Annotated in this window: 15 protein-coding genes; 14 read left to right on the forward strand and 1 reads right to left on the reverse strand. The window is 36.6% G+C overall.

Annotated features, from left to right (window positions below; all coding sequences use genetic code 11):
• Positions 1-15: 15 nt before the first annotated feature.
• From AB4027_RS04630 to AB4027_RS04645, 4 genes are all read left to right on the forward strand, one after another.
• A complete protein-coding gene (locus AB4027_RS04630; protein WP_368646173.1) occupies positions 16-1,026 on the forward strand; it encodes a nitroreductase family protein in 1,011 nt (336 codons plus the stop codon).
• Positions 1,027-1,244: 218 nt separating this feature from the next.
• Complete coding sequence (locus tag AB4027_RS04635) at positions 1,245-1,505, forward strand: transposase (protein ID WP_080145561.1); 261 nt, start codon at positions 1,245-1,247, stop codon at positions 1,503-1,505.
• 32 nt (positions 1,506-1,537) lie between these two features.
• The gene (locus AB4027_RS04640; protein ID WP_338192724.1) at positions 1,538-2,389 is read left to right on the forward strand and encodes an IS3 family transposase; all 852 of its coding nucleotides are present in this window, start codon (positions 1,538-1,540) and stop codon (positions 2,387-2,389) included.
• 247 nt (positions 2,390-2,636) lie between these two features.
• On the forward strand, positions 2,637-3,617 hold the full coding sequence (locus AB4027_RS04645; RefSeq protein ID WP_368646174.1) for a Lin1244/Lin1753 domain-containing protein: 981 nt from the start codon (positions 2,637-2,639) through the stop codon (positions 3,615-3,617).
• A gap of 47 nt (positions 3,618-3,664) precedes the next feature.
• Here the strand turns inward: AB4027_RS04645 and AB4027_RS04650 are convergent, their stop codons facing one another.
• Positions 3,665-4,528 carry a competence protein ComK gene (locus AB4027_RS04650; RefSeq protein ID WP_368646175.1) on the reverse strand — a complete coding sequence of 288 codons (864 nt, stop codon included), beginning with the start codon at positions 4,526-4,528 and terminating at the stop codon, positions 3,665-3,667.
• Positions 4,529-5,057: 529 nt separating this feature from the next.
• On the opposite strand from AB4027_RS04650, the gene AB4027_RS04655 reads away from it, so the two are divergent.
• From AB4027_RS04655 to AB4027_RS04700, 10 genes are all read left to right on the forward strand, one after another.
• Entirely contained in the window at positions 5,058-6,092 is a 1,035-nt protein-coding gene (locus tag AB4027_RS04655; RefSeq protein WP_368646176.1) for a hypothetical protein, read from the forward strand.
• A gap of 300 nt (positions 6,093-6,392) precedes the next feature.
• Positions 6,393-7,526 carry a Fic family protein gene (locus AB4027_RS04660; protein ID WP_368646177.1) on the forward strand — a complete coding sequence of 378 codons (1,134 nt, stop codon included), beginning with the start codon at positions 6,393-6,395 and terminating at the stop codon, positions 7,524-7,526.
• 159 nt (positions 7,527-7,685) lie between these two features.
• Positions 7,686-8,519, forward strand: a complete 834-nt coding sequence (locus AB4027_RS04665; RefSeq protein WP_368646178.1) for a HipA domain-containing protein — start codon at positions 7,686-7,688, stop codon at positions 8,517-8,519.
• A gap of 13 nt (positions 8,520-8,532) precedes the next feature.
• The gene (locus AB4027_RS04670; protein WP_368646179.1) at positions 8,533-9,261 is read left to right on the forward strand and encodes an HIRAN domain-containing protein; all 729 of its coding nucleotides are present in this window, start codon (positions 8,533-8,535) and stop codon (positions 9,259-9,261) included.
• A 580-nt stretch (positions 9,262-9,841) separates the two neighbouring features.
• Positions 9,842-11,518, forward strand: coding sequence for an SWIM zinc finger domain-containing protein (locus AB4027_RS04675; protein WP_368646180.1), 1,677 nt, complete (start codon positions 9,842-9,844; stop codon positions 11,516-11,518).
• 399 nt (positions 11,519-11,917) lie between these two features.
• Positions 11,918-12,139: a hypothetical protein gene (locus AB4027_RS04680; protein ID WP_368646181.1), complete on the forward strand. Its 222-nt coding sequence runs from the start codon at positions 11,918-11,920 to the stop codon at positions 12,137-12,139.
• Between the two features lie 51 nt (positions 12,140-12,190).
• Positions 12,191-12,364: a hypothetical protein gene (locus tag AB4027_RS04685; protein WP_368646182.1), complete on the forward strand. Its 174-nt coding sequence runs from the start codon at positions 12,191-12,193 to the stop codon at positions 12,362-12,364.
• 109 nt (positions 12,365-12,473) lie between these two features.
• Positions 12,474-12,944: a hypothetical protein gene (locus AB4027_RS04690; RefSeq protein WP_368646183.1), complete on the forward strand. Its 471-nt coding sequence runs from the start codon at positions 12,474-12,476 to the stop codon at positions 12,942-12,944.
• 170 nt (positions 12,945-13,114) lie between these two features.
• A complete protein-coding gene (locus AB4027_RS04695) occupies positions 13,115-14,116 on the forward strand; it encodes a toll/interleukin-1 receptor domain-containing protein (RefSeq protein WP_368646184.1) in 1,002 nt (333 codons plus the stop codon).
• Between the two features lie 26 nt (positions 14,117-14,142).
• On the forward strand, positions 14,143-14,598 hold the full coding sequence (locus AB4027_RS04700) for a hypothetical protein (protein WP_368646185.1): 456 nt from the start codon (positions 14,143-14,145) through the stop codon (positions 14,596-14,598).
• Positions 14,599-14,705 lie beyond the last annotated feature (107 nt).

The following is a 14,705-nucleotide window of genomic DNA, read 5'->3' on the forward strand; positions in this document are numbered from 1 at the left end:
TATAAGGAGTACAAAATGAAAAAAATAATCAAGAAAATATTTCCCGAGTCATTATTAGATTTTTTGAGAAAAAAAAGAACTATGCAGCATATTAATAAGCTTTACCAATTTGATAAAAAGAGATTAAAAAAATATGCATATTCAATTAACGACGATTTTACTGCAGACAATTTAAGATCAAAAATCACTTTTCATTATCATGCAATTGAAAAAGGGTTAAGTAATGCTAATTTAAGACTAGGATTTGGAGAGAGAGCCTTCAATCAGCTATTTTGGGCAATGGATGAGTATATAAATAAAGGTTATCCTAGTAATGACTCAAGATTTCAACAAGCTATTAGTGTTATAGCTAGTTATGTTGAACTTCACAAAAAAGAAAATTTTGATGTTAGTTTAGTAGAAAGAAAACAACTTGAGTATAAAAACTATAACAATGGATGTCATGATTTGTCTGGTGGATATATTGAAATTAATCGTTCAAATCTACCTAAATTTAGTTCGCTATCATTTAATGAAATAGCTGCGTCAAGATATAGTGTTAGAGACTTTGGTACTGAAGATATCGGTGATGAGAGTATATTCAATGCAATAAATATTGCAACTAAATCTCCCTCAGTATGTAATAGGCAAGCTTGGCAAGTACGTTATGTTAAATCTCCAGATGTTGTTAAGAAAGTTTTGAAGATTCAAGGTGGACTATCTGGTAATGGAGAAAATTTGAATAAATTACTATTAGTTACTGCTGATAGACAATATATGAATGGTGGTCATGAAAGAAATCAGACATATATTGATGGTGGATTGTACACAATGAGCCTGTTATATGCACTAACATATTTGAACATTGCTTCTTGCACGTTAAATACTAACTTCACTCTTAAAAAGGAATTAGATATGAGAGAGCTTTTAGGTATTAAAGAGTCAGAAGACTTAATTGCATTTATAGCAATAGGAAGCTATCCAGAAAATTTGAAGGTAGCAAAATCACCTAGAGATGATTATACACAATTTACAACAGTAATTTAGTTAGTCAAAACAATTTAACTTTATTATTTGGTGAGCAATAATTAAACAATAACCTAGCGATTGAGTTTATTATATTAGCTGAAATTGTTTAAGCAAAGACATATCGATACTTAATCAAAATAATTTTATTCCAAGGTAACACTTTTCAAATTGATGTTAGTATGAAATCCTGGACACGTTTTGATAGAATATAAACTATCGAAAAGGAGTGTCTATCGATGTCAAACCGAAGAACCTATGATGTCGACTATAAGAAAACGCTAGTCAGTTTGTACGAAAATGGTCATTCAGTAAAGAATTTAAGTGAGGAACATGGCATAGCAGAACAAACCATTTATCGGTGGATCAAAAAATATTCCACAGATGAAAAAACCGGGTATTCTGAAGCAGATATCGAAAAAATTAAAGCAGAGAATGCCCGTCTTAAGACAGACAATGATATCCTAAAAAAGGTCTTAGCCATGTTCACTCAAAAATAGACCGCGATGACTTTATTTTCGAACTCGACGCAATCAAAGACGACATCAATTTAAAGCGAACACTGGAATTGTTTGAGATCCCACGATCAAGTTTTTATGAACGTATTAATCGCGAGGAATCGCATAGAGAGCGTGAAAATCGGCGTATCCTTGAAAAAATTGAACGCATATGGGAATCAAGTGGGCGTGTGTATGGTGCCCCGAAAATTCACGCACTTTTGGTTACTCACGAAAACGAAGACTGCAGTCTCAAACGTGTCCAAAAACTGATGCATAAACAAGGTATTCGTTCCATTACACAAAAGAAATGGCGGCCACACAGGTCCGCTGATCCTGTGCCAGACGATCGAGTAAACTTGTTAAATCAAGATTTTTCTACCACCGGATTGAACCAAGTATGGGTAACGGATATCACCTATATCTGGACAGGCAAAGATGAATGGAGTTATCTATCTACGATTATTGATTTATATTCACGGAAAGCCATTTGGTCATTTAGCCGACAGATGACTGTGGATCTGGTCTTAGATACTTTAACAAAGGCAACCCAACGATACGGTGCGGCCGAAGGCCTCATTCTCCATTCTGATCTTGGTTCGCAGTACACAAGCGAAGCGTATGAATCTGCGCTGGAAAAACAAGGGATTCGTCATAGTTTCAGTCGGAAAGGGAGTCCTCACGATAATGCCGTAATCGAATCCTTTCATTCTATCGTAAAAAAGGAAGAAGTTTACCAAAAGAATTATCCTGATTTCGATACGGCTTATAGAGAATTATTTCAATACATTGAAGCCTTCTACAATCGGAAGAGAATCCACTCGGCACTTGGGAACCGAACACCCCTGGCCATTGAGCAAGCATACTTAGATCAAGCAGTCATTTAAGTTAGACGGAACCATAGGACGGTTAAATAGAAAGACTTTAGCTATCCTCATGGTTTCGGTAAATGTTCTAAAAAGTGTCAGCGGTTAGAACGTTTACCGAAACCTTGAGGCCTCAAAACGGGTCCATGTTTCATTAAGAAATTCTCTTAAATCGTGTCCAAGATATTGACGTAATACCAAATTCATATCGTTATTAATAAGGGGAGAGTCTATTTCCAAAATTATAACGAAGAAGAGAGTGTTTACTATGGCGCGTCCACTACAAACAGGTTTAAATTATTTTCCACTGGATGTCACGTTTGATCAGGATGATAAAATCGCATTGATCGAATCTGATTTTGGTATCGAAGGGTTTACGGTTATCGTCAAATTGTTGATGAAGATTTACTCCGAAGGCTATAGCTACCACTGGGGCGAAAAAGAAGCGAAACTTTTTAGCAGAAGGACGGGTGTTGCTGTTTCTACAGTTACAGACATCGTTGAAGCCGGTCTCCATTGGGGGCTATTTAGTCTGCCTCTTTTTAATGACTACGGTATTTTGACCAGTCGTGGGATTCAAAAGCGCTACTTTGAAGCAGTGAGTCGTCGTAAAGACGTTCCTGTTATTTTAGAGCATGTCCTTTTAAGCGAACAGGAAATCCAGAAATACCCTAACTTGAATATTGTCTCACTTTATCCTGAACCATCAGTAGAAATCAGTTATGTTGACAGTGATGTTGACTCAACGGAATTAATGTCTACATTAACTACACAAAGTAAAGTAAAGGAAAGTAGAGTAAAAGAAAGTAAATCATCATCAGAAAGTGAAAAAGGATCAGATGATTCCGATGATGATTTATTACATATCCTTAAAGAATTTGAATCAAAGGTTCAAGTGCCTACACCCCAAATAGAAAAACAACTTAAAGACTGGTTAGCTGTTTTTGATCAGTCAGTTATTCTAGAAGCGATCAGACGAACCCACATGAACGGTAAGTCGTATGCTTATTTAAATGCCATTCTGACAGACTTTCAGCAGAAGGGTGTAAGGAACTATGAAGAGCTTTCAACTTATGACCGATCCTTCAAGAATCGCCAGAAGTCATTCACTAACCATGTATCAAAGAGTGAATCGCTACCAGACTGGGCCAAAGATGAGTACACTGTTGTAGCTGATCCGGTTGATGAAGATATGAATCAGAAAGTTATGGATTCACTTAACCGTATACGACAAAAGCGGCAACATTAAAACAGGACTACCAAGTGATGGCAGTCCTGTTTAGGTAGTGATCAGTCTTAGTCGTTAATCTCGTTTTCGTCATTTAATTTTTCCGGTGGAAGTAGATCCAGCAGTGGGTCGCCTTCTTTGAGTAGATCCTGGACGATCCAGCGTCCCTGAAGGAAACTGAGGGTCATCAGCCACGTTGACAGAAGAGGCAGAGGCTGTGAGAAATGACTGCTTACAGTGCACCGCGTCACGACGTTAGGCCGGCTGCTGAATTCTTTTTGATGATGCATGAGTGCCAGCCATTCTGTCACCATCCGCTGCTGGGAATCAGACAAGATCTTAGTCTGCCTGATCAAACGGCTGGCCGTTTTATGCGAAACATTGAGTGTCAGTTCGTGCTTGCCGTCGATATTGAAATACGTTGCTTTTTGGTGCGCCGTGATTGCCTGTACATGATGCAGACCGAGCCAGCTGACAGGTTTCCGGCTCGCTCCGTTAAGCGGTGTAAAACACAATGTACCGCAGACGAAGGGACACTGACTGAAGATACCTAGTGATTTGCCCAGCTGCATCGTTGCTTTATAGTCTACACCTATGTAATTCATGTAGCGGGTGATGATGTGGGTCGTAGTCTCTTTCGACTTAAGCACGCTGCCATTGATCTGAAAGACTAAGGTATTGTATGGTGTACCGATTTCTTTAGACACATCGCAGACATAAAACGAGTCGTCATCCAGAAGCAAATACGTCTGCTCAAGCGCGACGTCTAAAAAGTCGAGCACACTGTCTTCTGTGATAGACAACACCCGCGAATCTGCCTCTGAGTGTTCCAGCATGAGTGCATAAGGCCTCGTCTTTTTTGCTTCTGAACATCTGATGAAGGCGTCGAACCGGTCCATCACGCTGTCGTTATATTTTTTATCGTAATCCAATAAACATTCCTCCAGCAAAATAATAAACCACCTATTGTTAGCGGTTTCAATAATTATTATAATATATATTTTTATTTTATGGACATTATGAGAAAAATATTATTTTTGTTATAAAAAATAGAGTTAATTCGAAAACGTGGTTTGTTTTATTGAGTACTTGATAAAAAAATCGGACAATCTTATCAGAACTCCGTTAGGAGATCTGAGTCAAAAAAATTCTCGTAAAATCTTAAGCGGATATTTTTCGCAGAGCGAAAAATTACTTTTCAACTACATTATGTTTCCGAGTCCAGAAACATAACAAGTGAGCGTGTCGTCCGGCCTCACTTGTCACGATTACCCTTTATCTTAATAAGTTACTCGTCGGGCACAGCCCACTTATTACGATTCGGTGGAAACTTTAAAAGTGAGCTGCTGTAATTACCTCACTTGTTATAATTCCTTCTCTTATTTCATCTATAGTAAAGACATGGTAAACTTTGATTGGCTAGAAACATGTTATTAGATGTTTAAAAGTGGAGGCAGAAACATGACAAAAATGCAGAGAGAGATCAAACCTGTGCGACTAAGGCTGGAACTGATCAGTGATTACTGTCATAGTGACGAGAAGGTGATGCTGAAACGCTACGGTGAGTCCAGTTCGGGCGACCGCATCACAAGAGAGGTGCTGATTCCTTCTGACATGACCCTGCATGTGCTGCACTATGCAATGCAGAAACTGTTCGGCTGGCAGAATTCGCACTTGAGGCAATTTAATTTACCAAAAGATGTCTATCAGGAGCTGACTCAAGGGACAGTCAAAGGCTGGTCAGATCTGGTCGGCGTGCTGTTTCAACCGCCGTCAGAAGCTGAGCATGATGTGTTCTGGGATGATGATTATGATTCTGGAAATTTTAACGCCTGGTTGCGCAGGAAATATACGGGTCCGTATCAATACGGTGGGTACTTTGAACAGTCTGATGTCGCAAGAGCAGACGTTAATCAACTACTAGACCGATTCGAAGAGCTGGAGATACAGGAGCCTTTCTCCGACTATCTAAAGCGTAAACAGACAGATCCGGCTGCTAAACCAAAAGTCTTAGGCAAGAAGGCTTTGGTCGATATGACCTTGGACGAGATGAACGCGGCCATCGTGATGGAAAGCGGGACAGAAAGTTTGATGGAAAGTCTTGTGATCACAGACGTGTTAGGCTATGCCGACGAAGAGCTGAGTGGGTCCGGCTTCCCAGTGACACAGGCCTTGTATTACGAGTATGACTACGGTGACAGCTGGATTGTTAAGGTAACCAAGCTGGAAAGCTGTGAGGATCTAGTGGCTGATCACTCCGTTACGCAAGAAGAAGTGGACGCAGCTAGAGAAGTTGTGCTGACTAAGCATAAGCCGGTCTGTCTTTCAAGAGACGGCGTGGACGTCATGGACGATGTCGGTGGCCTGAGCGGCTTTGCGAACTTCTTAAGAGCGATCAATGAACCCGAAGACAAAGAAGAAGCGGCCGACTTCAGGCGCTGGGCCAGAAGCATGGGTTGGAAGCAGAAGAAAATCGTTCCTAAGAAAATGTTATAAGTTGAAAAGACTAAGCAAAAAGTAGCTTGTATATTGCGTAAGCGATGAATAGTTAGGCACCGGTGAGTCTTGACGGCCTCCCGTTAAACTTGAGATATCATAAGTTTAACGGGAGGTTTTTAATATGGGAAAGAACAAACACTCTACCATACCAGTGACCCAACGTGACGATAAAACAGATCGTTGACGCTTAGCGACTCTTTGTTTTCTATCAAATCAGTCTATTTGATTATTTTTGTTGATATTAATCAAATAACACGAGATAATGAATGAGATAAAAATAGATTGGAGGTCCCAAAAGTGAGTGCAGTAAAAGGTATAGAATTACTTCCACCAAAAGTAAGTATTTCACAAGCGTTGCAGCTTTACAAGAAAATAGCAAAAATTAAATCCTCTATTGGGAAACTTAATTCAGAGTTAGAACGCTCTGTTGTCAATTCTCAGTTTATACAGTTGTTAAGTCTCAGAGAGTCTGTACAATCAACTCGAATAGAGGGAACACACGTTACTTTTGCAGATATGATTGAAGAGGCAACCAAGAAAAATAAAAGTAATGAAGTGGTTGAAGTCAATAATTATATGGAAGCTTTATCAAAAGGAATTGATATAATTAATAATGGAACGCCAATTTCTTCTCGTTTGATAAAAGAACTGCATAAAATATTAATGGGAAAGAATACGCGAGGAACAACGTCTGCATCAGGAGAATACAGATCAATTCAAAATTTTATTGGACCTACTGAAAAAATAGAAGATGCTGTATATATACCGGTTAGTGCCCAGGAAATTGGGGACTACATGACTAATCTGGAATATTTTATTAATTCTGAGAAACACCGCTCTTTTGAAAAAGATTATAATGACGAGTATGAAGTTCTGCTGGATGAGACTTCCGATCCATTAATTAAAACGGCTATTATGCACGCCCAATTTGAATCCATTCATCCTTTTTTAGATGGAAATGGACGTATGGGAAGGATTCTTATTGTATTGAATACGATGCAGGATGGACTTATTGATAAACCAGTTTTCTTTGTTAGTGAAGAATTAGAAAAAGAAAGAATCAGATATTATAACTTATTAAATGGTGTAAGAGGCAAGAATCCAGATTGGTTTGCCTGGATCAATTTCTTTTTAGATACGTGTCAAAGAATGGTTGACAGTATGTTGAATAAATTAGAAAGTATTACTGCAATAGCGTCTGAAGGATTATCTAGAATAAATAGTGATAGGAATGTTATAAACAATATCTGGTTGGCTACGTTTAATAAACCCTACTTAACTGTTAAAGAAGTTGCCGATGAATTGGATATTGCAGTATCCACGTCAAGAAATGGATTAAATAAATTGGTGGAATTGGGATTACTAGATGTTGATAATAGAAAAAGAAAAAACAAAGTGTATGTCAATTATGATTTACTCAGATTATTGTAAGAGTGACTAGTATTAGAAAGATGAGTATGAGTAAAATGTAAAATGATAACTCTCAATCACTATACATCTATATTAAAGTCTAGTATAATGTCATAATGTATATTCAAGCAATGGGTACAATTATATTATAATTTTTGTTTTATTAGGGGTAGTTAGTGAATGGAAATAATTAACGTTACATCCTGGAAAGAAAAAAAAGGCATCATGACTACTGGTACTCGGATGAAATACTGGCTTGAGGAACCTAGTGAACGAGATTTATATTTATTTAAATTACCAAAAATAGATGGTGAACTCTATGCTGAAATATTAGCAGCTAACTTGGCTAAAAATATTTATGGACTACGAGTTCCAGAAACCTATCTGGGAATAAAAGATGATAATTTTGGAGTATTAACTAAAACGTTTGTTAGTACAGAAGAAAATGAGCGATTTGACGAGATAGTAGATTACTTTGGAGCAGACTTTGATGCATATACTCTAGAAGGGTATACCGTTGAAAAAGCTTACGAGATAGCGAGCGAACAAAATATTCTTCTCGAATTTTATGAAATGTGCTTTTTTGATTCTATAATAGGAAATCAAGACAGACATTGTGAGAATTGGGGGATTTTATATGATTCAGCTAATAAAGGAACTATGGCTCCGCTTTATGATAACGGATCATCATTGTTAAATGGTATAACAGATGAAAAAATCAATAAAATGAGTACAGATGGAAATATGTTAAACGCTTATGTAAAGCGTGCTGAGTCTTGCTTTACTGCTAACGGTAAGAATAAACTAAAAGTCGATGAGTTTTTATCTATCCTTTATGAATTAAATCCGACATTATACAGTACAGTATTACCAAAGTTTTATTATCCAGATTATCAAGCGATTAGTGATACAATTCATCAATTAAGTGATATAATAATTAATGAGAATAGAATGAAAGTTTTAGAAAAAGTTATAAGACAAAAAACCCTTGTTTTAGGGAATATAATTAAATAGAAGGTTGATTAGTATGAAAAATAAAACATTATGTCTTTTATGGCAGAATCAAAAGACTAGACAATGGTATCATGTTGCTAATCTGACATTAAATGACAATAGAAAGTATTCTTTTTCTTATGAACTAGATAAGAAGAAAAGAGGCTTAGAAGAAGCTCTTCAGAATGGCTATCACCTGCACCCTTCTTTTCCAGAAAAATTAAAAGATTATGAATCCAGCAGACTGTTTAGTGCATTTTCTAGAAGGTTACCAAATAAAGCCAGACCGGATTATATGAAACTGCTAAGAGAAAATAATTTGAACATTACTGATAGTGAATTTGACTTTTTAACCATGACAGGTGGGAAGTTGATTTCCGATAATTATGAATTTGTTAAGCCAGTGAAATTTAAGAACGAATTTTTCAATTTCGATTTTTATGTTCGTGGCTGGCGACATTATAATGACGAAAAACAGCAACTTAATGACTTGGCTAAAATCACTTTAGAAATTGATGAAGATAACGAACAGGATCCTGATGCAGTCATGGTAAAATATGAAGGTAAGATTATTGGGTATGTACCAGCGTTTTATTCCGAGTTTATGAAAAATGTTATCGAAAATGATTTGATCTATGAAATTACTGATTTCAACTTCAATAACCTAGCTTCTTCTCATAGAAAATTAAATATAGTAATTAATGGAAGAGTAGCCAATAAAAAAAAGACAGAACAAAAAGTTAATCTTTTAGTTACTGCTTAATAATAGATTTAAGCCTTATAAAAGAAACATCCTTCGATTCATTTTTAAAAAATGGATCGAGGGATTTATTAATTTAAGTGGAGTTTTTTCCGAGCCCCGTAATAGTATCCCGTGACCAACTTAAATCACAGTGGTTATGGGATATTTCTTTGATGGTACATTAGGCTGGCAAAAGGGGTACATTCTTTGGCAAACAGGGGTAAGAAAGTTGACATCGTGGTACAAATGTTTGGCAGTGATTAGTGAACACATCACCGGTCTAACTTGTCATGATTACCGTTTATCTTAACAAGTGACTCGTTTAATACAGCCCAGTTATCACGATTCAGCAAAAACGTAACAAGTGGCACTTGCAATCACGTCACTTGTAACGATTCCTTTCCATGTTTATTTAGAATTAATACATAGACTACTTTTATTGATATTAAATTGCACGAGGACTACTTTTGAATCGATTTCTAAATATTTTTCAGTGATTTACAGTTTTTTTACGAAAAAAGTATTATGCTGATGTGAACATATGTCACCGTATGATAAAATATAGGCAAACCGGATTTTGCCAATGGAAAAGGGTGGGCAGATGATCAATTTAAATCGATTTGAGAGTCAAGTCAATGCGACGATTTTAAAACGAGGAAAAGTCTATTACGAGGAGGGCTTTATAAATAAAGTATCCAAAATAGATTCTGATACGTATATATATGAGGTGTTTGGGACTGACACTTACCGCGTGAAAGTGAAAAGCGATAAACAGAAAAATATTTTATCTTCCTGCACGTGCCCGTTTAATACGGGATCAGTCTGTAAACATGAGGTTGCGGCATTTTATGATTTGAGAAAACGCTTAAATAGAAAGAACAATGTTGAGGTACCGGACGGAGTAAATAACAATAGTGACCGAACGCTTGAAGAAATTCTAGTTTCCTTACCGAAGGAAGAGCTCGTCCGACTGATTACGCAAAGAGCCGCTAGTGATCCAAGCCTGGAACATCATTTACGTCTACAGTTTGGCAATCTTTCTCCTGAAGATGAGTTAAATGAAAGTAAACGATTACTTCAGGCGATAAGTGAAAAGTATAGCGATCATAGAGGGATTATATATGAGGACCGAATTTCTGATTACGCTGCAGAGATGGGACAAATACTTAATAGAACGGTAGCGATCAAAAATCCGTTAATTGCTTGTGATATTGCGTTCCTAGTCATGAATGAAGCGGTGGAACGTTTAGAATATATCGAAGATGATGACTGGATTATTGGAGAAGTAGTGGATGATTGTATAGAAGTAGTGAAAAGTATTGTTTCCAGTGAGCTGACTGTAGAGAGTAAGCAGGTTTTATATCAGAAAATCACTAAAAACTTGGATCAGGATAGTGAGTCCGTGTGGTGGGAGGATTATCAGGATCCGTTGTTTGAAGCGCTTTTAGTCATTGCACAGGAAGATAGCCTGAGAGAAGCCTATATCGAAGAATTGATGGGACGTGTAAAGAAAGGAAACAGCTGGTCAGTCACTTATGATAATGAGCGCTATTTGAATCAGGTCTTTCGTTTGATCGAGAAAACTGGCGACGAGGATGAACAGCTGCTCTTCTTGCTAAACCATGTAGAATATGGGACGTTCAGAAAAAAGCTGATCGACATCTATACTGAAAAAAGAGAGTATCTAAAAGTGATTCAATTAGCTGAAGAAGGAGAACGGCACGACAAAGAGTATCGAGGTTCTGTAAGTACCTGGAAAGCGGCTAGATATGAGGCCTACAAGAAGGCGGGTATGGTTGAAGAACAACGACTGTTGGCAAAAGAACTCTTCCTGGATGGTGATTTTGATTATTATGCTGATTTGAAGAAGCTATCTGAGAATGATGAAACGCCTTTGTATGAAGCACTCAAAAAGACGCTAAAAGAATCTTACCGGTATTCCGGCTACAGTCAAACGTATCTGAGATTGATAAAGGAGGAACAAGACATCGAAGCTCTCGCTGAGGTAGTCACCACAGATGTCAGATATGTACGGGATTACGCCGGAGTTTTGGTTGATACACGCAAAGAACTCGTCGTCACAGCATATAGGCAGCTGATCATCCACAATGCGTCCAATGCAACAAATCGTTCGCAGTACAAGGCGATTGCTGTTTTGGTAAAAGAGTGCGGCCGGATTCTAGGGGAAGATACTGCTCGTGAAGTCACCGAGAACTTGCGGAAAACGTTCAGCCGAAAACCTGCCTTTATGGACGAATTGACTAAGGCGAAAATATAGAGGGGATAGCTGGATTGAAAATTTATTGTCAGGAAGCTAAGAGTCAACTACTGTGGCGAAACTACGAAGAGGCTTAAACTGTGTTGCGCTTTATTTTTAAAACGTGACAAGTGAGCGTGTCGTTTGGGGCCACTTGTCACGTTTACCGGTTATCTTTACGAGTCACTCGTTTATTACGGCCCACTTGTCACGATCAAGTAAAAACGTGACAAGTGGCCAGATACAATCGCGTCACTCGTAACGATTCTTTTCAATGTATTTATGCTGCGATTCTTCGAATTGCAAAGTAAGGTTTATCAACTCTATATGGAAAAGAAAGTCCACGTACTTTAAAAGAGCCTGTTAGTGGGATTAAAATCGAAGAATTAATTTGGGAAGGAAGAAAACAATCAATGCATTTTGAAGAAAACAATCCTTTTCCAAATGACCAAAAGTGCTTTAAAAAATTTAGAAATTGCTTATCGAGATGAATTTAGTCTTGATGACCGAAAGAATAAAGCAAAAGAAGTGGTACAAAAAGTGTTGAAATGGCAAATTTACTCTGACTATAAAAAGATGATGTTAGAAATTAGAGATATAAATAAAGATGCAAATCAAGGAAAGATGTTACAATTGACTTAGATTATAAATAAGATTTAGATATTTAATCAGAATTATGAAGGAGGGATACGAATGGCCACATCATCATTTAATAAAGATTTTACGTTGAGTTCTAAAAAATCTGTGGAGTCGTTCGAAAGAATTATTTCCGCTCCGAAAAAAAGCGTAAAAATTAATAGAGAATTAGTCTCGCCTGAAAATGAGAGGCGAGGTGAACAGAAATTAAAACAAATATTATCTCGCTAAAACGACTAATAGAAATGAGTGATGAGGAGAAAGCTCAAGAACTCATTTCTATTTTTGTTTACAAAAAAGATTTAGACATTGAGAATTTCCTGAAGACAGAGCTATTTAATTGGAAAAAATTGGAAAGAGCAGAACCTGTTCTATTTTTGACGAAAATAGTGACCGATTTAATATTTTAGCCTATTTCACGATTGCTATACAAGTATTAAAAATACCAGAAGAAATGATTTCTGGGAGACAAGCTATGCTACTCGATGGATTTAGTTCTAAGATAAAAGGTGTAAAAATAACTGAATTTCCATCGATACTGATCGGTCAGCTTGGAAAAAACGAAAATTTTGTAGATGCCATTAGTGGGTCAGAAGTAATGGAATATTGTTTGGCTACCATTCTTGAAGGACAAACACTACTAGGCGGAAGAATAGTCATATTGGAATGTAAGAATATCCCGCACTTATTTGATCTATATGAAATGTTCGGCTTCAACCTTTTAGAAAAAGACTATGCCGATAGCGAGTTAGTGCAAATGTTTAAAATTCTCAGCGAAACTGAAATCATTCAGTCAGATGAAGAAAAATAATTGTATATACTAAATGAGAGCCTATCATGTTATAGATAGGCTTTTTGTTATAGTATTCATGATTCTAGTGCTTATGAATTAACACTACTAGTAAATATTAACTGTTTAATCTATAAGTAAGTCTGGTAAGATATACTACAGAGAGAAAACTTATGTAAGGAGCTATCTAAATGGAGAGAAAAAAAGTTTTTGTGAGTTACAGTTGGGATTCGATTGATCATCAAAAATGGGTGATCAATTTAACGAATCAGTTAAGAAGAAATGGAATAGATGCAGAAATCGATCTCTTTGTGACTCAGTTAAATTCTGTGTCTCTTCCACTATTGATGGCAACTAAAATCAGAGATGCTGACTACGTAGTTATTATCTTAACTGAAGACTATGCTACAAAAGCGGATCAGTCACATGGGGGTGTGGGATTCGAATCCCACTTGATGATGCCGATTTTAATGGAAAATCAAGACAAGTTAATCTTTGTCATGCGCCATCAAGGTAATTATGAGAAAGTATTTCCGTTCCATTTTAAAGGACAGTATGCTATCGATTTTAGTAATGATACAGAATTTGAAGAGAAACTTGGTGAGTTGGTTTATCGAATCTATGGACAGCCTAGGCACGCTGTAGAACCCTTAGGAGATATGCCGGATTTCAGAACTAGAGATTTGCACCTTGAGAGTGAGAGGGAAGTCAAGTCTGCGCAGTCGAAGACAAAATCAAAATCCAAAGAATTTGATTTTGATATACCTAGTCTAAAACGCATAACAGAAAGAGATATTGATACATTTCTAAAAGAAAGCTTTGTCGAGATTTCAAGTTTACTCACCTCTTTATTTGAACAGGTGAAAGATAATAACACAGAATTCGAATATGATAAAGAGGAAGTCAATACGCATAAGACGCTTTTTAAACTATATGTGGAAGGAAGAAAAGTCAATACAATTAAGATATGGTTTGGAGGAATGTTCAGCAGTAATACCATTAATTTGGCATACGGAAATTATATAAGTACATCGGATAATGCAGCAAACGAGATAATAACTTATCATATAGATGATAAAAATGAATTAAAACTCAAGATGACTATGAACATGTTAGGCAGTAAAGAACCTATGATACCAAAAGAAGTTGTTCAGGAAATCTGGAAGCATAATATTTCTCACACTGTCAAATAAAAACCAATTTATTGGAGGGTAATGAAATGGGAAATAAGACGGTATATATGAAAGTGGAATTAAACCAGATAAATTATAAAGGCGATGACCGCGAATTAATTACAAAGGATGCATACGACAGCATAAAAATAGAGTCTTCTTTCGGTCAATGGCCATCTGCAGTTGGTTGGGATGCGATAATGATTTATATAGTAATACCTTTTGTAGCATCTGGGATAGCTTCAGGATTTTTAAATGAGTTAGGGAGTGATTTATATCGCTGGTCAAAGAGTAAGTTGCAAAAAATTACCAGTGATAAAGAAGATTTTGATGAAACAAAATTTTTCATTGAAATGAATGATTGTACTATTAATATCTATTGTTATGATAAAGAGGATCTTCAGTATGTCACTGAGAATTTTGAAAAAATAATGAAAGATGCAGTTAAACAGAAAAGAGAAAGTGATGAAAATATAGATATAGATGTTAGAGATTTAAAATAAATTTAGAAAAAATAATTCAAACATTGGAGGTGGACTGGAGCTAACTATAGTGCAACTGACATATTTGGTAATAACCTAATAGACAAGAGGTTTAAAAATCCTCAGCA

This window comes from Alkalibacterium putridalgicola (assembly GCF_040959045.1).
GTDB lineage: Bacteria > Bacillota > Bacilli > Lactobacillales > Carnobacteriaceae_A > Alkalibacterium > Alkalibacterium putridalgicola.